Genomic DNA, 24,229 nt, shown 5'->3' with positions numbered 1-24,229 from the left:
GAAAAGAGGTCGCTCATGGACGTTGCCGAACCCGTGGAATTACAAATTGTCGAGCGTTTGCGTGAGGCGTTGCCTGCCGAAACGACATTGACCCTGCCCTTTGAACTGCGCCAGAAAAGCCGGTTGCGAACCTGGCTGGACAGTGGCGCGGACGTGGGTCTGTTTTTGCCGCGCGGCACGGTGCTGCGGCATGGCGATTTGCTACGCGCCACGACCGGTCTGGTGGTTGAGGTTCGCGCCGCTGCAGAGCGCGTTTCCACTGCCTATACCGACGATGGACTGTCTCTGGCGCGCGCTGCTTACCACTTGGGCAACCGTCATATCCCCTTGCAAATCCGCTCGGGCTGGGTGCGCTATCTTCACGATCATGTGCTGGACAAAATGATGGATGAACTAGGGCTGACGGTGATTCATGAACAGGCGCCCTTCGAGCCGGAAGCCGGGGCGCATGGCGGTGCAGGCGCTCATCATCATCATCATCATCATCACCATCACCATCACCATGATCCGGCATAGCCTGGGCATTCTGCCCAAGTTCTTTTTTGGCAACCCGTTGTGCCGCAGACTCATCCCGGCATAACGGTTTGCTCCCCTCGCCCACTGGCGGGAGAGGGATTGGGGGAGAGGATTCCCCTGGCGTTACCCCGCCTGTTGCAGCTATGCAGCCCCGCTCTCCCGGTAGGGGCTTACGCCTACTCGCAGGGACTGGAATGCGCTGTTGAACAAGGTTGGGTGCAAAATGAACTCAGCGCGGGCCACTGGATTCTGGGTCTACTGGACCACAATCTGCGGCGACTTGACCTGCCGATTTTCGTCCGGCTCTATCAAGGATGGCAAGTTGCCAATGCTGGCGAAGTCCGTCGCTGGAACGCCCGATTACATGCCTCGCGCGAGGCTGCGGAGTTGCAGCGGGAGGATACCCATTTAGGCGCAGCGCTGGCCCGCTTGTTGACCGACCTGGGCATGGCCGAAGCGGTAGCCTGGCGTAATGCATCCCAGGTGTGTTTCGCCACGCTGTTCAGTCTGGCGGCGGTGAAATGGGAGATTCCCCTGCAGGCGGCAACCACCGGTTTGGCTTGGACCTGGGTTGAAAACCAGGTCGCCGCCGCGACCCGATTGATTCCGCTCGGCCAGACCGCTAGCCAACGATTGCTGGTCGCTGCTACGCCCGTGCTGATTGACGCCGTTCACTCAGCGCTGACCCTGCCGGACGAGGATATCGGCGCCGCCGCTCCCGGTCTGGCTTTGGCTGGGGCGCTGCATGAAACCCAGTATTCCCGACTGTTCCGATCCTGACCGCGCACCCTCATGAACCAGAACTCTATTCCTGCCGAGGTTAAGCTGCATCACGGTCGAAGCCTGCGCCACGATCTCATCTGGCAAACCTGGTCGCTGGTCACTCTAGCTATTTTGGTGTTCGCCATAACCGCCTATTTCCTGGTGTTCTCGCGGATGGTCGACGAACTCGCCGCCAGCGCCATGTATAAGGGCGCCAATGTCATCCGCGCCCAGGTTGAAGCTCTATTCAGCCAAATTGACCGGATCGCAGATGACACCCGGGAGTGGGGACACAATCACACCTTCACGATCGATGATCTGGGACGCTTCAATCGCCTGTTTATTCCAATCCTTGCGGAACGCGAACTCATCTCCTCGCTGCGATTTGCCGAGGAGACCGGCCGCGAATTTTTGTTGGTGAGAATGCCTAACGGCGAATGGCATAACCGGATTACCGATAGGGAACGATGGGGGCGCGAGCAATACTGGCGGAAATGGGGCCAGGGTTATACGTTGCTCGGCGAGGAATGGCGCGAAAGCGATTACGATCCTCGTCAACAGCGCTGGTATCAGGGGGCATTGCGCCTCACCCAGGATCATGAATTGTACTGGAGCGACCCCTACCGGTTTCCCAGCGTTCACGAACCGGGCATGACCGCCGCGAGTCGCTGGCGCGATTCGGCCAATCAGCGCTTGTACGTGATCGCCCTGGACCTGAAATTACTCGATCTATCCCGATTTACCCGCAATATCAATATCAGCCCTAACGGCTGGGTCGCCATCATGCTGGCCGATGGTCGTCTGCTCGGTCTACCTCGCGATGCGCGCATTCGGACCGATGCGGATGTCAACGCCAGCGTGCTGAAAACGGTTGCCGAAAGCGGTTTCACGCCCCTGACCAGCGCGGTGGCGCAGTGGCAGGCCATGGGCAAGCCTGCTGAGCAGGTGCTGTTCTTCAACAACGCTGGGGAAAACTGGGTGGGCCATTTTCTGCCCATCGCGTTACACAATCAGCAATTGATCATCGTGGTTGCTGCGCCGCGCAGTGATTTCATCCCGTTGAATCCACGCCACAGTCTGGTTTTCCTGGCGCTGTTCATCGCGGTGTTAATAGCCACGTTTCTGGTGGCGACCCGTTTTGCCCGGCGGGTGGCGCGACCGCTGGAAGCGCTGGTGCTGGACAGCGAGCGCATTGGCTGCATGGAACTGGAACAGCCGGTCGCGCTGCCGCCTTCCTGGCGGGAAATGGATACGCTGGCCGCCGCTCAGGAGCACATGCGGCAAATGCTGTTGGTCAACCGTTGCGACTGGCAACAGATCAACGCTGAACTGGAAAACAAAGTTGCGGAGCGCACCCTGGAACTGGCTGGAGAAAAACAACGGGCCGAGGAAGCAACCCGCGCCAAGAGCGCCTTCCTGGCGAATATGTCACACGAAATCCGCACACCTATGAATGCCGTCATTGGCATGGCACACCTGGCTTTGCAAACTGAGCTAACCGCCAAGCAACGCGATTATGTGCAAAAGATCCACGGCGCGGGCGCTTCGCTGCTCAACATCATTAATGACATCCTCGACTTCTCGAAAATCGAGGCTGGCAAGCTGGACATGGAGCGGATTGATTTTCGTTTCGATGATGTGCTGAACAATGTCGCCACGCTGGTCAGCCAGAAGGCTTACGACAAGGGACTGGAGTTGCTGTTTCATGAACCCAGCAACCTGCCGCAGCATTTGGTCGGCGATCCGCTGCGACTCGGGCAAATTCTGGTCAATCTGATCAATAACGCCATCAAATTCACCGAACAGGGCCAGATCATTGTTGACGTCCAGGAGCGGGAACGCGCCAACGATCAGGTTAAACTGCAATTCGCGGTGTGCGACACCGGCATTGGCATGACTGAAGAACAGCGTGGGCGCATGTTCCAGGCCTTTATCCAGGCCGATGGCTCCACAACCCGCAAATACGGCGGCACTGGCCTGGGACTGACCATTTCCAAGCGCCTGGTGGAATTAATGAATGGTGTCATCTGGGTGAAATCAACCCTGGGCGTTGGCAGCACCTTCTATTTCACGGTTTGGCTGGGCGTGAGCGATGCCCCCTGCGTATGGCGTCCGGTTTTACCCGCCATTCTGAAAGGCCTGCGCGCCTTGGTGGTGGATGATAACGCCGCTGCCGCTGAGATCCTCACCGAAGTGCTCGCTTCCCTCGCCTTGCGGGTCGACGCCGTTGCTTCGGGACCCGAAGCCATAGCCAGGATTCAGGCTGCTGACCGGATCGACCCTTACCGTATCGTGTTTATCGACTGGAAGATGCCTGACATGGATGGCATAGAAACCAGCCGGCGAATCAAGCAGGACGATACGCTGACAACGCCACCGCGCATCGTCATGGTCACCGCCTTCGGGCGCGAGGAGGTGCGCGCCCACGCCGAGGCGGTCGGCGTGGAAGACTTCTTGATCAAACCGATCAGCTACTCGCTGCTGCTGGACACCTTGATGAACCTGTTCCCACCGGCAAATGGCGAAGCGCGAGCGCATTATCACGCCCGGCAAGGGGAACCGCAGACGCGACTGGACGGAGTGCGCTTGCTACTAGCCGAAGATAATGAATTGAATCAGCAAATTGCCGTTGAACTACTGGAAGTAGCCGGCGCGCGGGTCGTGATCGCTAACAACGGTCAGGAAGCGGTCGCTCGACTGGAAGCCAGCCTGGAGGGCGAACCGTTCCATGGAGTGTTAATGGATTTACAGATGCCGGAAATGGATGGTTTCGAGGCGACTCGCCGGATTCGCGCCGATGCGCGATTCGCGGAATTGCCCATCATCGCCATGACAGCGCATGCTCTGGTCGAGGAGCGGCAACGCTGCCTGGAGGCTGGGATGAATGATCATATTGCCAAACCGATTGAACCCGAGGCTATGTTTCACACGCTCCAACACTGGTTCCCGTCAAAAACCGGGACGCCTGCCCGCCGGCGGCGCGTGACGGCAGGGCGATCGAGCGAGGCGCTAGAATTGCCTATCCTGCCTGACCTGGATACCGCTACGGGTTTGCGCCGGGTTGGCGGCAATCGTTCGCTGTATCGCAATTTACTGGGCAAGTTTGCCATCAGCCAAACCGAGGTCGTGGCGCAAATCCGCGCGGCGCTGGCGGATGCTGACCGGGAGACCGCGGAACGCTTGGCGCATACCCTCAAGGGGGTGGCGGGCAATATCGGCGCGACTTCGCTCCAGATGCGGGCCACCGACCTGGAAAAAGCGCTGCGGGAACACGCAGACAGCACCGCATTGGAACCGTTACTTATACAAACCGGTCAACTATTAGAGGCTTTGACAAAGGGTTTACGCACGGTGCTGGCTATGCCTCCGTCGGCGGCGCCGGCCTCCTCGATAGTGGGCCGGGATCAGTTGGGGCCGGTCCTGAGCCATCTGGAGAGATTGCTCAGCGAAAGCGACGCCGAAGCGCTGGATTATCTGGCGACCCATCGGGCGATTCTGGCGGAAGCTCTGCCCATCGAGCTGTTTCTGGCGATCGAGAAGGCGACCATCGACTATCGTTTTGAAGAGGCGCTACAACGATTGCGCGAGGTGATGCAATCCATTAAGAAGCAGGCATGATCTCAAATGTCTCCCTGGGTATCGCGCGAGGTGTTGCGCCATGACGACGAATTCCCCTGAATCCACGCTCCAGTTACCGGCTATGAACGGACCGGTGTTGACGCCAGCGCCGTCATCACCAGCAACAGGATGGTGGGTGGCCGGCGCTATTCTGCTGGCGCTGAGCTTGATTCTACACGTTGTCGGCTGGGTGCTTTGGCGGCAATCGGCGGTTGACCAGCAGTCCCTCATGCAGCTGCGCGAGGAAATCCAGGCCCTGCAATTACAAGCGCAAACCTGGCAACAGTTCAAAGCCACGTTAAATCCTGTTCTCCAGGATGTCAATCCTTTGAAACAGGCGTTGGAGCGTTGTCAAACTGATCAGGCGCAATTGCAGGCCGCTGTCAAACAGATGCAGGACCAGCAAAAAGCGGATAAGGCATGGTTTCAACAGCAATGGCGCAATTACCAGTCTTCGCAGGCAGCGTCAAAGTCAACGCCAGCGCCAGCGCCGAAATCGCATGAAGCCATTAATAATCCCAATGTCTATTGGTGACCTATGAAAAGCAGCGTGAATATGGAATCAGCGAAGCCGGACGAACTTCGTCGTCAGTTTTTACGTCTTCTCGGCAGATGGTCACCCGTGGTGATTCTAGGAATTATTGGAGCGGGAAGGGGCGCGCCAGTGCGTGCGGTGAACTGGAATGATTGCCCGAGTCCGAATGCGGAGCAGTGGCTCAACAGCAGCGGCAGTCGGGGACACTGGATTAACAGCTATGATCAGGACACCCGCTTGCAGGGAGGCAACAGCGGAGAAGACCGCCCACCGCCCCGTGGTCGCCGATCTGCAAACCCGTGGATGAATGGCAATCGCGATGGCTGGACGAACCGGCAGGGTTGTCATGGTGGGACATGGGTGAATTATTGATTTGATAAATTAACAGTCATCCGTCGATTTCAGGTTCTCAGTAGTTATAATACATCCATAAACGTGATTGATCGGCTTATTTCCGTTAAAGACTACTTAATTTCTCAACTTTGTCGTCAAGGCGGAAAATTCTTCCTTCATTTGCAAATTTTGAAAAACTAACAAATCAGGCGCCTGGATATTGAGTAACTCATCGAAAGATTTTGAGCTTGAGCGCAGAAGATTAACCAGTTCACCACTGAGCTTAACCGTGTCGTAAGTATTCAGGGCGACACGTAAATCAATTTGTGTCTTGTCTCGCGCTACTATCATTTTTCGACGTTGTTCGCCAAGATGTTGACTATACAAGTCGGCGGTCTTCAAGGTCAGTTCCTGCGCCTCAATATTCGCCTTTAAGTGTGTGCGCCGGTTATCATCGGCTTCCCGGTACAGGAGATTCCTGGAGTTAGCCATCAGTTTTACTGTTTCATTCTTGATTTGGGCAATACGGGGTAGATAAACCTGATCGATCTCGGTAATAAAACTATTTTGCATGTGCAGCAATATTTTTAATAGAACGGTGTACATGCCATAATAGCGTTTGCTGATATTCAGGTCTTCGCCCGTTTTCGTAGTCAGTTCCATCAGTTGCTGGCTGACTAATCTTACATTACTGTAAACGATGGTATTTTGAATTATATCGTTGCCCACCACGCTCGTTAAAAGCAAATCCAGTTGTTCCCTACTGACCTGCAATCCCAGTTGATTTAACTCCGCTAAAAAGCGCTGTTTTTTCTGTTCTATTTCCTGCTGATATTTTTCAATGAGTTGTTTTTCTCCGTCGATTTTCCTTGCATAATCGTCAACCGTCGTTTTCCAATTGGATTTGACCGGGGCACTAACCTGCTCCTGGTGATAGCCGGTGATTCGTTCCCTGGCCTGTTGGATTTGTTTTTCCAGAGAATCTATTTCTTGTCGTATTTGACGGGCATTGGATATTCCCAGGATGTCAATCGCTTCATCCAGAATTTCGTTGATGTCCTCCTGATTGGACTGCTTATCCCGGCGGATCAACGACGATTCTGGTAAATCCTTACGTTCTTCTTCCAGAGCTGAGACTTTATCCAGTTTTGGCCTAAGTTCGTCCCATATTTTGGAAAATTGCTCATTTTGCTCTTCCGTATCAAAGAAATTTATGGCAGAGCCAGCGACTTGTCTGGATTGATTCCAAATATCCCGTGCGGTTTCCTTTGATTTATCCCACCAGTTTTCCTGGGCATGAACAAAGCCGCTATGAAGGAGCGGTACCAACAGCATTATTTCATATATCTTCATGGATAATCCCACCTCCCCTCGACTGCGGATGCATAAGGGGAGGAGTCAACGCTAATTTTGCCACAGGGCTACTTACAGCAATCCACCCAATGGCTATCCTGTTGCTTGAAGACCGCCTTGGGAATTTCCATCAGCGTGTCCAGAAAACCCATATCCTGTTCCAGCTTCCTAATAGTTCCATATTTTTCATATCTATCCTCTCTGGAGAGGTTTGCCAACCATGGTTTGTTATTCGGGTTTCCACCCGTGAATACATCCTTTAACTCCACATTGACCAATGGCGCAATTTTATATTCAGGGTTTTCCTCGTTTGGGAAATTCTGATACATACGAAAAGGATTTTTCTCCTTCTCTCTTTTTTCTTCGCCATAGGCCACCAACTTCTCTTTTGATGGTAGAGATAATTGCACGGAATTCAAAAATCTCTTTTGATCCTCAAACGACAGTGTCTTGAAGAATTCCATCACTTTATCCAGTTCTTGATCTCGCCGCTTTCCGATCTCTTGATCGAGAACAACCTTGTATGAAGACAAAGTATCGGAATCCATTCTGGAAACAGATAATTTAAATGCTTCTAAATCTTGCTCAAGGATGTCCACGGCTTCAGAAACAACCTGCTGATTAAAAGTAATTTCTTGTTCACGATTAGTATTTTCTTTCTTGCGCATATTCGCTCACTCATAATGGTTGAAACCTCAGTACACTTTAAAATTATATGCTCCTATTTGCAATTGCTTTCAGGTTCTTCGAGAGTTCGTGTTGTGGAATCAGTCGAGTCGGGAAGAGACCACCTCGACACCCCATTGATATAAAAAGCAATACGACCGATCTCCAGCGAGATTGAGGGCTTAACTTGCCCAATGAGCCGGGTTTCACAAGAGTTCTCGAAGAATCAAAACTGAAAGATCATCAAAGGAGGGGGTGATCATGTCACAAACGGTTATGTTCACATCCAGCGATGGTCAACGCCCTACTTGAACGCCTGATCGAAGCGTTACCAGTCCTCGCCCTAGCGAATCTGCACTAGACGCTGACAATCTGATTGACAACCAAATGGAATTAGTGTCTATAATCATAAATGATCCATTATGAAAAGGAAGGACATAATGCGTTATACAAGGGGATGGGCGATCATCATGGCGCTGAGTAACGTCAGCAGTTCAGCGCAAATTGTTCTGGATGGGACACTGGGGCCGACCGGGGCCTTGCCAGGGCCTGATTATGCCATTACTGCCGATCTAGGGCAGCAACACGGCGGCAATCTGTTCCATAGCTTCGGACAGTTTTCTATTCGCCAGGGCGAGTCCGCAACCTTCAGCGGCCCGCCTTCGGTGAGCAATATCATCAGCCGAGTCACTGGTGGACAAGTCTCGACGATTGATGGAATGCTGCGCTCGACCATTCCCGGCGCGAACCTTTATTTGCTCAATCCGGCGGGGGTGCTGTTTAGGGAAAATGCTCGTTTGGATGTATCGGGATCCTTTCACGCCAGCACCGCGGATTATTTGCGGCTGGGCGATGGCGGGCGATTTGACGCCCGGATGCCCGCGAATACCTTACTCACGGTTGCGCCGGTGGAAGCATTTGGTTTTCTCGGGAATACGCCGGGGACTATCGCCATTCAGGGAAGTTTTCTACAAGCGCCCGACGGGCAAACGCTGTCGCTCATTGGCGGCGACATCGCTCTGAGCAACGCCACCGTTTATGCTCCGGCGGGCCGGTTGAACGTGGCGACCGTCAATTCCTCCGGTGAAGTCATTCCCACAACGCATGATTTGACGATGCGCGGCTTCGCGCGGTTGGGGACGCTGGTCATTGAGCGGGATCCCAACGCGGAAAAGGTGACGATCGATTTGGGGGAACCGTTCGGCGAGGTCGCCCTGGGCAATCTGGACGCCAGCGGCGCAGGCGGCGGCGCGATCTTCATTCGCGGCGGACAATGGTTCAGCCAGGGTGGCCGGGTGTTCGCCAATACGCATGGCCCGCAAGCCGGTCAGGGCATCGATGCTGCGATTTCCGGGAACGTGGGCTTGGTGGACGCGTGGTTGACCACCGAAACCCTGGGTGAAGGCGCAGCGGGGTCGTTGCGGTTAAGCGCGGATAACCTGTTTTTAGCCAATAGCAACATGGAGAGCGTAACCCGCAGCGCGGGCGATGCCGGAAATGTGGCGCTTGTCGTGACCGACACCCTGACGCTCCGCGATGGCGGGCGGATTTTCGCCAGCACGTTTGCCGGGGGCGATGCTGGATCAGTGGCGATTACGGCAAATAACCTGCGAGTAAATAGAGGGCTGATCGCCAGCAGCGCTAATCCTGGCTCCAGCGGTGACGGCGGTAATGTAAATCTGAGTATCGCCAACACGCTGACGCTCCAGAACGCTGGACAAATTCTGGCCGGAACCTGGGCAGGCGATGCTGGAGCAATCACGATCACCACCGGCAACTTGCTGGTGGACGGACGGGGTTCCCAATACCTGACCGGAATTACCAGCAGCGCCTATCTCGACTCCACCGATAGCAGCGGGGACATCCATCTGGCCGTTGCCGATACCCTCATTCTGCGCAATGACGGACAAATCGATGCCTTCACCGATGGTCCGGGAAAGGGAGGCTCGGTGACGATCACGGCGGGTCGCGCAGTGAACATCACAGGCAACGAGGCCGGCCTGTTCGTGGGGGCGCGTGATGCGGGCAACGCGGGCGATGTGATGCTGACCACCCCGGCCTTAACCATCGACGATGGCGGCAGGATTTCCGCGACTTCCAAATTCACTACCGGCGGCAATTTGCTGATCAACGCCGACCACTTGAAATTGCTCAATGGCTCGGAAATCAGCAGTTCCGTATTCGGCGACGCCACCACGCAAGGCGGGGATGTCACCCTCAACAGCATCAATGCCGTAGCGCTGGATGGCAGTAAAGTCACCGCTCAGGCGAGACAAGGCAAGGGCGGCAACATTGTGGTGAATGCCGAGGCATTTCTGCACGATGCTCCGACAATAAATGATGTCCTCAACGCCTCCTCGGAAGTCAGCGGCAATGACGGGACGGTGCAGAACAACGCGCCCACTACCGACATCAGCGGCAGTTTGGCGACGCTAAATCCCCCTTATCTGGATGCCACTGGCCAGCTCAGCGGACGTTGTGGCGTCATCGATCCCGAGGAAAAAAACCGCTTTATCGTGCAGGGGCGCGGCGTATTGCCGCCATCGCCGGAAGACGCCTTGCCCGCGCGTATAAATCGTTGCAGCGCTGAATTTCTCACTCGCGCCTCAATGACGCAGGAAGATGCACCTGCTGAAGCGCGATCCCCTGCGCCGACTTTGTCAGGTTTTAATAATCGTTGATGATGGATTTTCCCTCAGGAGGATACTCCGATGCACCAATCCTATTATGCAAGATATCTATCTCTTTCCTTTTTGATTCTCTTTGGTATTTTTATATGTTTATTAACAGCCTGGGCAGGGGCCGCCGGCTTGGCTGGCAGCGGTCAAAATTCCCTGGCAATTGGAATTGACAGCCCTTACGGCTATGCCTGGGGCGCGAATCAGGCTGGTCAAGTCGGCGCAGACACTGGCGGTAAGAGTCGGAAATACCCCTTTTTGTGGTCACCCGGCGGGACCGTTGCTACGGCAGAAGCAACCAATCCGGCCTGGATTCAGGTGGCGAGCGGTGAGTGGCACAGCGTCGCCCTGCGCGACGATGGCACAGTGTGGACCTGGGGCCAGAATGGACATGGCCAGTTAGGCGATGGCACGACCCGGGATCGATCCACACCCGCCCAAGTTCCCGGTTTAAGAGATGTAATCGCCGTCGCCGCTGGCAAATATCACAGCCTGGCGGTCACTCGCACGGGTGAGGTTTGGGCCTGGGGCAATAACCAGTATCGCCAATTGGGCAACAACAGTTCAGACGGCGCATTAACGCCGACGCCGGTGGTGATCGAAGTCGCCGGCACGGACACAAGTCCGCCGACGTTTCCGCTGTTAACCGGCGTGATCGCGGTAGCGGCCAGCGAAGTGCATAGCGTAGCGCTGAAAAGCGACGGCACGGTGTGGGCGTGGGGCGATAACGAATACGGACAACTGGGGACAGGCAATACCCTCGGTTCGGCCACCGCACAGCAAGTACTGGAATTGACTAGGATCAAGGCGATTGTCGCGGGGGGCTACGCCAGTACCTCGGTGACGACCGGCGCCGCCTATACCTTGGCGCGGGATGCCGAGGGTACGGTGTGGGGCTGGGGCAATAATGCCAAATGTCAATTATTGGGCGAGAGGACTTCAGCGCCGCAAATGACGCCTAAACCCTTATCGGATTTGAATCCGAGGACCTTGGGGGAAATTGAGGTCTTGGCGGGCGGCGGCGCTCATGGTGTGGCACTACTGACTGACGGGCGAGTGGTGGCTTGGGGCGACAATCAACACGGGCAATTGGGAGATGGCTCCTCAACCCCGGCCTGTATGCCGATCGTGACTAACGTCAATGACGTCGAGACGATCAGCGCCGGGGAAGCGCACACGCTGGTCACGCGGCGCGATGGCGCGGTTCTGGCGTGGGGCAACAATCAATACGGTCAGCTAGGCGATGGCACGGCCAATGACAACCCGACGCCGACGCCGGTCAAGGGCGTGTGCGGGGTGGGCGCTCTGAACCTCAAGAACGCACCGCCCGCCGGTTGTCCATTGACCCTGAGCACGGCTGGGGAAGGCCGTGGCGCGGTCGAGGGTGAGGGCGAATATGCGGCGGGCGCTTCTGTAACCTTGACGGCGACGCCGGACACGGGCAGTCGGTTTGATGGTTGGATGCCGGAACCGTGCGCGGCGAGTTTCACCATGCCCGCAGAAGCCTTGGCCTGCACCGCCAAATTCACTCGGATGGAAACCGCAATCTACGCCTTGAGCCTCAATAAAGCCGGGGAGGGTGGAGACGTCATCACGGGTAGCGGCAATTACACGGCGGGAGAGACCGTCACGCTCACGGCGGAACCGGATGCGAATCGCCAATTCACCGGCTGGAGTCCCGTACCGTGCGCAGCGAATTTCACCATGCCAGCTTATGATTTGACCTGTACCGCCACCTTTAAGCCGGCACTGATTGTCCCATTGACCCTTTTACAGGAAGGTGGCGGTCAAGGCACGGTGAGCGGGCGTGGTCAATACCAGGCGGGGGAGACGGTGACGCTGACGGCCACGCCGCGCTCGGATGAATCGCAGTTCGCTGGCTGGACTCCCGCGCCCTGTGCCGCGGTGTTCACCATGCCCAGCAAACCCTTGACCTGTACCGCGACGTTCATAACGGCTCCAGATCCCCAGGTCGTCGCCTTGATCGGAGCGACCTACCAAACCGTTCTGGATCGCGCCCCGGAAACGGCGGAGCGAATTCAATGGACTGAGGAAGTCGCCCGAATGGAACAACTGGGCGTGGATCGCGCGGAAGTGTTCCGGCTGATTACTGGGCAGTTGTTCACGGGTACAGAATATCGAGGCCGGCATACCAGCGATGCGCAATATATCGCCGATCTCTTCCAGACGTTCTGGCGACGTGCGCCGAGTGCGGATGAGACGATGACGTGGACCGAATCCCTCGCCGCGGGTCTGCCTCGCGAGGTCGTGCTGTATCACTTCCTGTTCTCGGCAGAGTTCGCCACGTATCTGGAAACGCAACTGGGTGCCGCCACTAGCCGACCTGAGCTGTTGACCATTGTCGATTTCTATCGAGGTTTGCTGGATCGCTTACCGGAAGAAGAGGGATTCCGGTACTGGCAGGATCGGTTTCAAACAGCGCAATGCCAGGGTGCAGCGGCGCTCACCGCCGAGGTTGAAGCGATTTCGAGCCAGTTTGCCAATACCCCGGAATACCTCAACCGCCATCGCTCGAACCAGGAGTATTTGCAAGACCTGTACAACGCCTTCCTGCGCCGGGGCGCGGAGGTGGACGGCTTCAACTACTGGCTGAACCGCCTAGAGAGCGGCGATCTGACGCGTGAGCAAATCCGGCAGTTTTTTGTTGCTGCGCCGGAGTTTCAGGAACGGGTAGGTCAGATCATCGAGAAGGGCTGTGTTCAACTCACCTTCACTGAAGTCAGTGCGGGAAGTTTGCATACCTGTGGCCTGACTCGCGATGGCGCAGTGGTTTGCTGGGGGCAGAACCTTGAAGGTAAAGCCACGCCTCCTACCGGGACCTTCATTCAGGTCAGTGCGGGTGATGCTCACACCTGCGGACTAAAGCGCGATGGCGTCATTGAATGCTGGGGTTCCAGCCGGTTTGGTCAAGCGACGCCGCCTGCGGGCATCTTTACCCAAATCAGCGCTGGTTCGGATCACACCTGTGGCTTGAAGACCGATGGCTCGGTTATTTGCTGGGGGTCCAATACCGACTTTGAAGACAACATCGTTGGCCAGGCGGAGGCCCCTGTGGGCGTTTTTACTCAAGTCAGCGCGGGCTGGTATCACACCTGTGCGCTGAAAATGGATGGCGCGGTGGTCTGTTGGGGCAGAGATCTTGAAGGCCAAACGACGCCGCCCGCCGGACACTTTACGCAAGTCAGCGCGGGTGGTCTTCACACCTGTGGCGTCACGAGCGATCACACGGTTGAATGCTGGGGGTGGAACTACAACGGCTCGACCACGCCCCCCGCCGGCCGTTTCACGCAAGTTAGCGTAGGCGGCTTTTACACCTGTGGGCTGAAGCAAGAGGGCGCAATCGCGTGTTGGGGTGACAATGAGTTTGGCCAGGCGATGCCGCCGTCTTCCGGGGTTTTCACTCAGGTGACTGCGAACTGGCGGCATGCTTGTGGCCTCACGGCCGATGGCACCATCGATTGCTGGGGAGATAACAGAGATGGTCGAACCGCATCTCCTATCGGTATTTCCTATATGTTTCTCAAAGTCGTCCTAACGGCAGGCGCTGGCGTCGTAGTCAGCCATCCTGCCGGGATCGAGTGTGGAGTGGATTGTGGCGAAAACTATCCATCCGGTACGGTAGTGACTTTGGAGGCCACCCCTGCGCCTGACTTGCGATTCAGCCATTGGAACGGCGCCTGTTCGGGCGCTGCGCCGACCTGCCAGGTCACCATGATCGATGCGCAGTCGGCTGAAGCGGTATTTATCAGCGCGATCAACGTTTCTCCGCAAATTTCTGCGGGTGCGACACAAACGTGCCATTTAAAAAGTGATGGAACGTTCGATTGTTGGGGATACTTGGGGACGCAAGCTCCTCCAGCAGGGCCTTTCACCCAAATTAGCGTGGGCGCTGGCCACTATTGTGGCCTGAAGCATGATGGAACCATCGACTGTTGGGGATGGAACGACGATGGCCAGGCGACGCCGCCCGCCGATGTCTTTACCCAAGTTGACGCCGGAGGCTGGAGCACCTGCGGCGTCACAAGCGATGGTGCGGTGGTCTGTTGGGGACGGAACGACTATGGCCAGGCGACGCCGCCCGTCAGAGCTTTTACCCAAGTCAGCGTTGGAGGAGGACATGCCTGCGGGGTGAAGCGCGATGGCGCAATCGTGTGTTGGGGCAGCAATGGCGTGGATAACGATGGCCGGGCGACGCCTCCCGCCGGCATCTTTACCCAAGTCAGCGTGGGCGAAACGCACACCTGTGGCTTGAAGAACGACGGTGAGGTGCAGTGCTGGGGCGGTGATTGGTTTGGCCAGGCGACGCCGCCCGGTGGAATTTTTATACAGGTCAGCGCCGGTGGACTTCACACCTGTGGCATCAAGGAAGACGGCACAGTCGCTTGTTGGGGGGATAATGAATATGGCCAGGCAGCCCGCCCTGCTGGGATCTTCAACTATATCAGTGCTGGTTGGTATCACACCTGCGGGTTGAAGACGGATGGCGCGATTGTATGCTGGGGTAATAACGAGTACGGTCAAAGCACGCCGCCGTAATCCACCCAACCCCCCTTTTTCAAAGGGGGGCGAGAACGAGGAGATTCTTCACAGAGGAGAGAGGACAGGAAGATCGAATGGCAAAATCACCTGTACCAGGATTTGATCCGCACACAGCAGCTCACCGACGAGAGGTTATTGCCGCCGGTATTGCCTTTGGTGCTGTATAACGGCCAGTTCCGCTGGACGGCGAAGACTGAGGTCGCAGACTTGATCGTCCCGCCGCCAGCGGGTCTGGAGCGCTATCAGCCGCGTTTACAGTACCTGCTGCTGGAAGAGAACCGCTACCCGCCCGAAACACTGGCGCCGTTGCACAATCTGGCGGTGGCGCTGTTCCAGCTGGAGAGCAGCCGGGGGCCGGAGGAATTACAAGCGGTCGTGGAACACCTGATCGACTGGTTACAGGCCCTGGAACAAGCCAGTTTGCGTCGGGCGTTTGCGGTCTGGTTGCGCGATGTGCTGCTGCCGGCCCGCGTACCGGAAGTACGCATTGCAACCGTATTGGAACTGAGCGAGGTACGCAATATGTTAGCGGAACGGGTAATAGAGTGGACACGGGAGTGGGAACAAGCGAGCCGTAAAAAAGGCCGTGAAGAGGGCCGTGAAGAGGGTCGAGAAGAGGGCCTTAAAGAGGGGGAATTGTTGTTATTGCAACGACTATTAACTTTGAAATTCGGACCATTGGATGAAGCAACACAAGCGCGGTTGGCGGCAGCGGATGATGACACCCTACTGATCTGGGGTGAACGCGTGTTGACGGCAGGCCGCCTCGCCGAGGTTTTTGTCGAAACACCCACCCCACTGTCGTGATGCTTCGGTCTCAAAGCTCCTCGATCTCCTTTACGAAAGGGAGAAGATGAACACTTAATTGAGGGAGGATAGGGTAATGAATCGAACACTGCGTGAAGTACTGTCGCTACAGGTTCTTTGGTTATGGCTGGGAGTGTTAGGTCTGTGCGGCCCGGTTGGGGCAGGAGCCGCCGGTCTGGCCGGCAGCGGTCAAAATTCCCTGGCGATTGGGATGGACAGCCCTTACGGCTATGCCTGGGGCGCGAATCAAGCCGGTCAAGTCGGTACGGATACCAAGGGCAAGAGTCGGCCATACCCCTTTTTGTGGTCGCCCGACGGGACGAGCGCATCGGCGGAGACGACCGCTCCGGCCTGGATTCAGGTGGCGAGCGGCGAGTGGCACAGCGTCGCCCTGCGCGACGATGGCACGGTGTGGACTTGGGGCCAGAATGGACATGGCCAGTTAGGCGATGGCACGACCCAGGATCGATCCACACCCGCCCAAGTTCCCGGTTTAAGAGATGTAATCGCCGTCGCCGCTGGCAAATATCACAGCCTGGCGGTCACTCGCACGGGTGAGGTTTGGGCCTGGGGCAATAACCAGTATCGCCAATTGGGCAACAACAGTTCAGACGGCGCATTAACGCCGACGCCGGTGGTGATCGAAGTCCCCGGCACGGACACAAGTCCGCCGACGTTTCCGCTGTTAACTGGCGTGATCGCGGTGGCGGCCAGCGAAGTGCATAGCGTAGCGCTGAAAAGCGATGGCACGGTGTGGGCGTGGGGCGACAATGAATACGGACAACTGGGGACAGGCAACACGCTCGGTTCGGCCACGGCGCAGAAAGCTCCTGGTTTGACGGAGGTAAAAACCATTGTGGCGGGAGGTTACGCCAGCACACCCGCCGCCACTGGCACAGCATATACCATGGTTCAACGCCGTGATGGAACGGTGTGGGGTTGGGGCAATAACGCGAAATGCCAGTTGGGTGAAGCGGCTCCGGAACAGCAGACTACGCCCATGCAACTCATGAATCTAAGTAACCTGGGTGAACTTCAGGGGTTAGCAGGCGGCGGCGCGCATGGGGTTGCCCTGATGGCTGGAGGCTTGATCGCAACCTGGGGCGACAATCAGCACGGTCAGGTGGGGGACGGCGCCTCAAACCCCACCTGTACGCCTCTGGTTATCGATATCGATGATGTTGAGACCATCAGTGCGGGTGAAACGCACACATTAGTGACCAAACGCGATGGGACGGTCTGGGCCTGGGGCGGCAACCAAAGTGGTCAACTAGGCGACGGAACGGCAAACGATAATCCGACGCCCACAGCGGTTAAAGGCGCCTGCGGGATCGGCGAACTCAATATTAAAACCGCACCGTCGACGACCTGTCCGCTCACGCTGGAGAAGAGTGGCGACGGCGGCGGGACGGTTAGCGGTAACGGTGCGTATGCCAAAGGCGAAACCGTGATCCTGGCCGCAGCCCCGGACGCGGGCAGTCGCTTTGACGGCTGGAGTCCCCTACGCTGCAATGACGATCCCTTCATCATGCCGGATCACGCTTTAACCTGCACGGCCCAATTCAGCCGCACAGAGACTGTAACCTACCCGCTGACGCTGAATACTGCCGGCAATGGCAGTGGCATGGTTGAAGGTAGTGGCAATTATGCCGCAGGTGAACCCGTGGTCCTCACCGCGGAACCGGATACGGGAAGCACTCTTGCGGTCTGGGGTCCCAACCCCTGTGCCGAGCAGTTTAACATGCCCGCCAATCCCCTGACCTGCACGGCAACCTTTGAGCCTCTGCCGATTTTACCGTTGACCGTTCTCGCGGACGGCAATGGGGTAGTAAGTGGAGGGGGGCAATATCAAGCTGGGGAGACGGTTACTTTAACCGCAGTGCCTCAGTCGGAAGAAACGTACTTCGCTGGCTGGAGTCCCGCCCCCTGTACCGCTGTGTTTACCATGCCTAGCCAGTCACTGGTTTGTACGGCTTTTTTTGCGCGCAATACCCCACCCGATGACGCGTCCGCGGCGTTAATCCAGCATTACTACGAGTCCATTCTCGGCCGCGTCCCGGAACCCAGCGGCCAAGCGCATTGGGAAGACGAAGTAGCGCGGCTACAAAATCTCGGCGTCGACCGGCCGGAAGTCTTCCGGGTTATGGCCGCACAGTTCTTCACCAGTGACGAATATTTAAACAAAAACAATGCAGATGCCCAATACGTCGCCGATCTCTACCACACCTTTTTCCAGCGCGAGCCGGATCAGGCCGGTCTGACCTATTGGATCGGGCAACTGGCCGCGGGCTTGCCGCGCGATATCGTTCTCTATGAATTCCTGTTTTCGGGGGAATTCACCAATTACATGCGCGGCCAGTTTGGCGAGACCGCCAGTCGGGCGGAAGCATTGGCGATTATCGACTTCTATCGCGGTCTGCTTGGGCGGCTACCGGATGATGACGGCTTTCGTTACTGGCTCGAACAGTTCCAGACCGCCCAATGTCAGGGGACCGAGGCAATCAATGCTGCGGCGGAAGCGATTTCCCGCCTGTTTGCCACCAGCCCGGAATATCACAACCGTGCGCGCACGAATAGCGAGTATCTGCAAGACCTGTACAACGCCTTCCTGCGCCGGGGCGCGGATCTCAATGGCTTCACCTACTGGCTCAATCGCCTGGACAGTGGCGACCTGACTCGCGAACAGGCTCGACGCGCCTTTGTCGCCACCGCGGAGTTTCAGGGACGTGTGAATCAAATCATTCGCCAAGGCTGTGTCAACGCAGTTACGACCCTCATTCAGGTCAGCGCGGGTGGCTCTCACACCTGCGGCGTCACTGGAAATGGGGCGGTCGCGTGTTGGGGGATAGATGATGAAGGTCAAGCCTCCCCTCCAGCGGGCGCGTTCACTCAGGTCAGTGCGGGCAATTCACACACCTGCGGGGTGCGCGACAGCGGCGCCGTTGCGTGCTGGGGAGTGAACGCTCGCGGCGAAACGATGCCGCCAGCCGGTATTTTCACTCAAGTCAGCGCTGGCAATGGGTATACCTGTGGTGTCAAAGATGGCGGTACGGTCGAATGCTGGGGACGCAATGATCAGGGTCAGGCGAACCCACCGGTCGATGCAACCTTCGCCGAAATCAGTACGGGCGATGATTACGCCTGTGGCTTGAAGATCGATGGAACGATTACTTGCTGGGGCGATAACGAGTATGGCCGGGCTACCCCGCCTGCCGGAACCTTTACCCAAATCAGCGCCAGTATGTGGTACGCCTGTGGTGTGAGGAGCGATGGAATGATCGAGTGCTGGGGAGATGAAAATTACACGCAAAATATTCCCTCCGACCCGTTTACCGAAGTCAGCGCAGGAAATTGGCATACCTGCGGCCTGAAGCGCGATGGCATGATCATCTGTTGGGGAAGCAATGGATACGGCCAGGCGACCGCGCCAGTCGGAACCTTCACGCAAATCAGCGCTGGCAGTTACCACAACTGCGCCCTGAAAAGCGATGGTATGGTCGCCTGTTGGGGCTGGAACGAGAATGGCGAAGCGACGCCTGCGGTTTTCGGGGATTACTATGTACCTTTGGAAGTCGTTTCGACCGGATCGGGTAGCGTGACCAGTCAGCCGGCGGGAATCGACTGTGGCGTGGATTGCCGGAAAAGTTATGCGCGCCCTACAGAGGTAACATTGACAGCAACCGCTGTCGACGGCTCGCCGTTTAGCCATTGGAGCGGCGCCTGTTCGGGGACTGCGCCGACTTGCACCCTCACGATGAGCGACGCTCAGACGGTTGAGGCGGTCTTTGGCAATACAACGGGCGACTCCTATCTTCAGGTCAGCGCGGGCAATACGCATACTTGTGGCGTGAAGAGCGACAATACGGTCGTTTGCTGGGGGAATAACGGAAACGGCCAAGCAACACCTCCCGCAGAGACTTTTCAGCAGGTCAGCGCAGGCTACCTGCATACCTGCGGCGTAAAAAGCGATGGCTCACTGGCTTGCTGGGGGCGGAACAGCTACGGCGAAGCAACGCCCCCTGCCAATGGCGTCTTCATTCAAGTCAGCGCAGGCGATACACACAGTTGCGCCCTGAAGAGCGACGGCGCGCTGGCCTGCTGGGGGGGAGGCATCTACCATGATACCGCACCACCTGAAGGGATCTTCACGGATGTTAGCGTAGGCTATGCCCATACCTGCGCAGTACGGCAGGATGGCGTCCTGGTCTGTTGGGGTAATGATGATTATGGTCAAGCTACTGTCCCGCATGACCTTTTGTTTACCCAGGTCAGCGCCGGCTACTGGCACAACTGCGGCGTGAAAAAGGACAATACGATCGAATGTTGGGGAAGGAGCGAGGAAGGTCAAGCTGATCCACCCGCAGGGACTTTTTCCCAGGCAGCCTCAGGCTGGGATTTCTCCTGCGGCGTCAAAAGTGACCATACAGTCGCCTGCTGGGGACATAATCTGGATGGCCAAGCCAACCGTCCGGCGGGGATTTTTAAGCAAGTTAGCACAGGCGGAACTCACGCTTGCGGCGTGAAAAGCGACGGAACGGTCGTTTGCTGGGGCAATAACAGCTTCGGTCAAAGTACGCCGCCGTAATCTCCCTCGTCCCCCTTTGGCAAAGAGGGAGATCGTACAAAACGCATTTAACTGATTGAAAAATCACCCTCGCCCCCGGCTTTTCTCGTATGGGGAGAGGGAGGTTCTACACACGCTCCCAATCTCAGAGGAAATGTCCATGCATCATCGACACTGTTTTACATCTTTGCCTTTCTCTCATTTCCTGGCCATTGTCGCTCTTCCATTGCTGTCGCCAATCGGGGCTGGCGCCAGCGACCTGTCCGGCGGGAGCGAACATTCCCTGGCCAATGGCGCCGCCGATCAACCCTGGGGTTATGCTTGGGGGTCGAACCAGAGCGGCCAGATCGGTAACCCGAGTGCAGGGCGAAATCGTAAATTTCCCATTCGCTGGTCGCGCTGGACTGGCGCATCAGCGGCGGCAGCGGCAACTCCCTCGGCGACTAATGATGACTGGGTGCAGGTGGCCAGTGGTGGTCAACACAGCGTGGCGCGGCGCGAGGATGGCACAGTGTGGGCCTGGGGCAAGAACGAATTCGGGCAGTTAGGTGACGGGACGACCGCAAATCGCCAGGAACCCGTTCAAGTCAGCGGCCTGAGTCATGTGATTGCGGTCGCGGCGGGGAAATCGCATAGCCTGGCGGTCAAGCAGGATGGCACAGTCTGGGCGTGGGGCAATAATTCCTACCGGCAGTTGGGCAACAACAGTTCGGATACAGCGCTGACACCAACCCCCGTCGTCATCGAAGTCCCCGGCACGGATACGAGTCCGCCGACCTTTCCGCCCTTGACTGGAGTGGTCGCTGTGGCAGCCAGCGAAGTGCATAGTGTGGCGCTGAAAAGCGATGGCGCGGTCTGGGCGTGGGGGGATAACGATTACGGTCAGTTAGGGACCGGCAATACCTTCAGTTCAGCGACAGCCAAGCTCGTACCTGGTTTGGCGGATGTTCGGGTGATCACTGCGGGTGGTGACTCGACCTCGGCGCGCACCCTCGCCAGGACGGGGGATGGCGCGCTCTGGGGCTGGGGTAATAATGAGAAATGCCAATTCGGCCAAGAGACCGCGGAGACTCATGTAAAGACTCCCCTGAAATTAGTAGATCTGAGCCGGATCGGTGCGATTAGCGCATTAGCCAGTGGTCTGGGGCATGGCGTAGCCTTGACTGCCGATGGCCAGGTCTGGACCTGGGGCGATAATCAGAACGGTCAGTTAGGCGATGGCACGTCGACGTCCCGCTGTATGCCCATGCCGGTGTCAGGCGTAAGCGAGGTGGAAAGAATCGCCGCCGGGGATCGGCATACCCTGGTTACCCAGCGCGACGGCGCGGTCCGGGCCTGGGGCAAGAACGAATACGGGCAATTAGGCGATGGCACGGCCAGTGACAGTGGGACGCCAGAGGCGGTCAAAGGCGTCTGCGGCGTGGGCCAGCTCAATTTGACCGGCGCTCCTCCGGAAACCTGCCGGTTAACCTTGGAGAAAGTCGGTAATGGAGCGGTGAATGGCGGTGGCGATTATGCTGATGGCGATACCGTAACATTAACGGCTACCCCGGATGCGGGTAATTATTTTGCGCGCTGGACGCCTTACCCCTGCGCGGCCAGTTTCAAAATGCCCGCCAGCAACCTGGTTTGCACCGCCACATTTTTCAGCACGGAAACGGTGAGCTATGTGTTGACTTTGAAGACGGCGGGCGATGGTCGCGGCGCAGTTCATGGCGCGGGCCGCTATACCACCGGGGAGCGGGTGATCCTGACCGCTACTGCAGATCCGGGCAGTCTCTTTGACGGCTGGAGTCCCAGCCCCTGTGATGCGGCCGGGGGCCAATTCACCATGCCAGCCAGTGATTTGACCTGTACTGCAACGTTCTCCGATTCCGCCATCAAACTGATTACTCACTACTACGTTTCGATTCTCGAACGCGAACCGGAGGCGGACGGACTGGCGTATTGGAAAGGATTGATCGACGAACGCCAGGCCGCAGGTGAGGATGCCAAACCGGTCTTCCGAAACATGGCGTATTTCTTCTTCAACAGTCCCGAATATATAGGGCGTAACACGACCGACCGGCAATATATCACCAACCTGTATCTCACCTTTTTCCAGCGGGAGCCGGATGAGGGCGGTTATGCGTTCTGGCTGGAGCAGTTAGCGAACGGCATAACCCGCAATGACGCCATGTCCGGGTTTCTCTACTCGCCGGAATTTACCTTGTTTATGGAAAAGTTGGGATTTTGAGAGCTGCGCGGAACCATTCACATGAGTCGTTCGCTGCGTTGCTGGAAAGTCAGTCGGGCGCAGCGGGGAGGTTCTGCGCCGACCGATCTACTACATCGTTCAACGTAGTGGGAGTATCGCGGGGCGGACCATATATGTATCGGGATTGCCTTAGCCAACGCTTCCTTCCAGCTTCAATTCGATCAGTTTCTGCGCCTCGACGGCAAACTCCATCGGCAGTTCCTTGAACACCTCCTTGCAGAAACCGTTGACGATCAAACTCACCGCATCCTCGGCGCTGATGCCGCGCTGCTTACAGTAAAAAACTTGATCCTCGCTGATTTTCGAAGTGCTGGCCTCGTGTTCGACCTGGGCGCTGGGGTTTTGCACATCGATGTAGGGAAAGGTGTGCGCGCCGCACTGGTCGCCCATCAACAATGAATCGCATTGGGAGTGATTACGGGCGTTTTCTGCGGTCGGCAGGATTTTCACCAATCCTCGATAGGCGTTCTGGCCACGCCCAGCGGAAATGCCCTTGGACACGATGGTGCTGCGGGTATTCTTGCCAATGTGGATCATCTTGGTGCCGGTGTCCGCTTGCTGATAATCGCGGGTCAAGGCGACCGAGTAAAATTCGCCGACCGAATTTTCGCCGCGCAGCACGCAGCTGGGGTATTTCCAGGTAATCGCGGAGCCGGTTTCCACTTGGGTCCAGGAAATCTTGGAATCACGGCCCCTGCACAACCCGCGCTTGGTCACAAAGTTATAAATGCCGCCTTTGCCCTCGGCGTCGCCGGGATACCAGTTCTGCACTGTGGAGTATTTAATCGTGGCGTTGTCCAGCGCCACTAACTCCACCACTGCTGCATGAAGTTGATTTTCATCGCGTTGCGGCGCCGTACAGCCTTCCAAATAGGATACATACGAACCTTCGTCGGCAATAATCAGCGTCCGCTCAAACTGCCCGGTGTTGCTGGCGTTGATGCGGAAATAAGTCGACAATTCCATTGGACAGCGCACCCCCGGCGGGATATACACAAAAGAGCCATCGGAGAACACCGCTGAATTCAGCGTCGCGTAGTAATTATCTCGATAGGGCACCACGGTGCCAAGATACTGGCGCACCAGATCGGGATGCTCGCGCACCGCTTCGGAAAAAGAGCAAAAAATGATGCCATGCTCCGCTAATTTGCCTTTGTAGCTGGTCGCCACCGATACCGAGTCAAACACCGCATCGACTGCCACGCCCGCCAGGATAGCCTGCTCCGCCAGCGGAATACCCAGCTTTTCGTAGGTGCGGCGCAATTCCGGGTCGATCTCGTCCAGACTCTTGGGACCGTCACCTTTCTGCTTGGGCGCGGCGTAGTAGGAAAGCGCCTGATAGTCGATGGGTGGATAGGACACCCGCGCCCACTCAGGTTGCTTTTGGATCAGCCAGTGGCGAAAGGCTTGCAACCGCCACTCCAACAGCCAGTCCGGCTCTTCTTTCTTAGCGGAAATCAGCCGGATCACGTCCTCGTTCAGCCCCGGCGGCACGGTGTCTTGTTCGATATCGGTGACGAAGCCGTACTTGTAATCGCTGGCAGCGAGACGTTCGAGGGTAGGGGGGCTATCAGTCATAA

Annotated in this window: 13 protein-coding genes; 10 read left to right on the top strand and 3 right to left on the bottom strand. The window is 57.0% G+C overall.

Translation table 11 applies throughout. From position 1 onward, the window contains the following. The first annotated feature begins 15 nt into the window (after positions 1-15). The 5 genes from ureE (at position 16) to H6973_02910 (ending at position 5,803) form a co-directional block, all read left to right on the top strand. Positions 16-516, top strand: coding sequence for an urease accessory protein UreE (ureE, locus tag H6973_02930; protein MCP5124611.1), 501 nt, complete (start codon positions 16-18; stop codon positions 514-516). Positions 517-627: 111 nt separating this feature from the next. Next, positions 628-1,296: an urease accessory protein UreF gene (locus H6973_02925; protein ID MCP5124610.1), complete on the top strand. Its 669-nt coding sequence runs from the start codon at positions 628-630 to the stop codon at positions 1,294-1,296. A gap of 12 nt (positions 1,297-1,308) precedes the next feature. Next, positions 1,309-4,896: a response regulator gene (locus H6973_02920; GenBank protein MCP5124609.1), complete on the top strand. Its 3,588-nt coding sequence runs from the start codon at positions 1,309-1,311 to the stop codon at positions 4,894-4,896. Between the two features lie 40 nt (positions 4,897-4,936). Continuing rightward, complete coding sequence (locus H6973_02915) at positions 4,937-5,431, top strand: hypothetical protein (protein ID MCP5124608.1); 495 nt, start codon at positions 4,937-4,939, stop codon at positions 5,429-5,431. A gap of 15 nt (positions 5,432-5,446) precedes the next feature. Beyond that, positions 5,447-5,803: a hypothetical protein gene (locus H6973_02910; GenBank protein ID MCP5124607.1), complete on the top strand. Its 357-nt coding sequence runs from the start codon at positions 5,447-5,449 to the stop codon at positions 5,801-5,803. A gap of 96 nt (positions 5,804-5,899) precedes the next feature. Here the strand turns inward: H6973_02910 and H6973_02905 are convergent, their stop codons facing one another. Together H6973_02905 and H6973_02900 are read right to left on the bottom strand one after the other, a co-directional pair. Further along, positions 5,900-7,117: a hypothetical protein gene (locus H6973_02905; GenBank protein MCP5124606.1), complete on the bottom strand. Its 1,218-nt coding sequence runs from the start codon at positions 7,115-7,117 to the stop codon at positions 5,900-5,902. Between the two features lie 68 nt (positions 7,118-7,185). Next, complete coding sequence (locus H6973_02900; protein ID MCP5124605.1) at positions 7,186-7,785, bottom strand: hypothetical protein; 600 nt, start codon at positions 7,783-7,785, stop codon at positions 7,186-7,188. A gap of 438 nt (positions 7,786-8,223) precedes the next feature. On the opposite strand from H6973_02900, the gene H6973_02895 reads away from it, so the two are divergent. From H6973_02895 to H6973_02875, 5 genes are all read left to right on the top strand, one after another. Then, complete coding sequence (locus tag H6973_02895) at positions 8,224-10,464, top strand: filamentous hemagglutinin N-terminal domain-containing protein (protein MCP5124604.1); 2,241 nt, start codon at positions 8,224-8,226, stop codon at positions 10,462-10,464. Positions 10,465-10,593: 129 nt separating this feature from the next. Further along, complete coding sequence (locus tag H6973_02890; GenBank protein MCP5124603.1) at positions 10,594-15,018, top strand: DUF4214 domain-containing protein; 4,425 nt, start codon at positions 10,594-10,596, stop codon at positions 15,016-15,018. Positions 15,019-15,120: 102 nt separating this feature from the next. Further along, a complete protein-coding gene (locus H6973_02885; protein ID MCP5124602.1) occupies positions 15,121-15,828 on the top strand; it encodes an Rpn family recombination-promoting nuclease/putative transposase in 708 nt (235 codons plus the stop codon). 76 nt (positions 15,829-15,904) lie between these two features. After that, on the top strand, positions 15,905-20,413 hold the full coding sequence (locus H6973_02880; GenBank protein MCP5124601.1) for a DUF4214 domain-containing protein: 4,509 nt from the start codon (positions 15,905-15,907) through the stop codon (positions 20,411-20,413). Between the two features lie 139 nt (positions 20,414-20,552). Next, positions 20,553-22,628, top strand: coding sequence for a DUF4214 domain-containing protein (locus tag H6973_02875; protein MCP5124600.1), 2,076 nt, complete (start codon positions 20,553-20,555; stop codon positions 22,626-22,628). Between the two features lie 150 nt (positions 22,629-22,778). On the opposite strand, the gene sufB is transcribed toward H6973_02875, so the two are convergent. After that, the gene (sufB, locus tag H6973_02870) at positions 22,779-24,227 is read right to left on the bottom strand and encodes a Fe-S cluster assembly protein SufB (GenBank protein ID MCP5124599.1); all 1,449 of its coding nucleotides are present in this window, start codon (positions 24,225-24,227) and stop codon (positions 22,779-22,781) included. Between the last annotated feature and the right edge of the window lie 2 nt (positions 24,228-24,229).

The organism is Gammaproteobacteria bacterium (assembly GCA_024235095.1).
GTDB lineage: Bacteria > Pseudomonadota > Gammaproteobacteria > Competibacterales > Competibacteraceae > UBA2383.
Note: the sequence above shows the minus strand (reverse complement) of the source record. Positions and strands in the feature narration are given on the sequence as shown.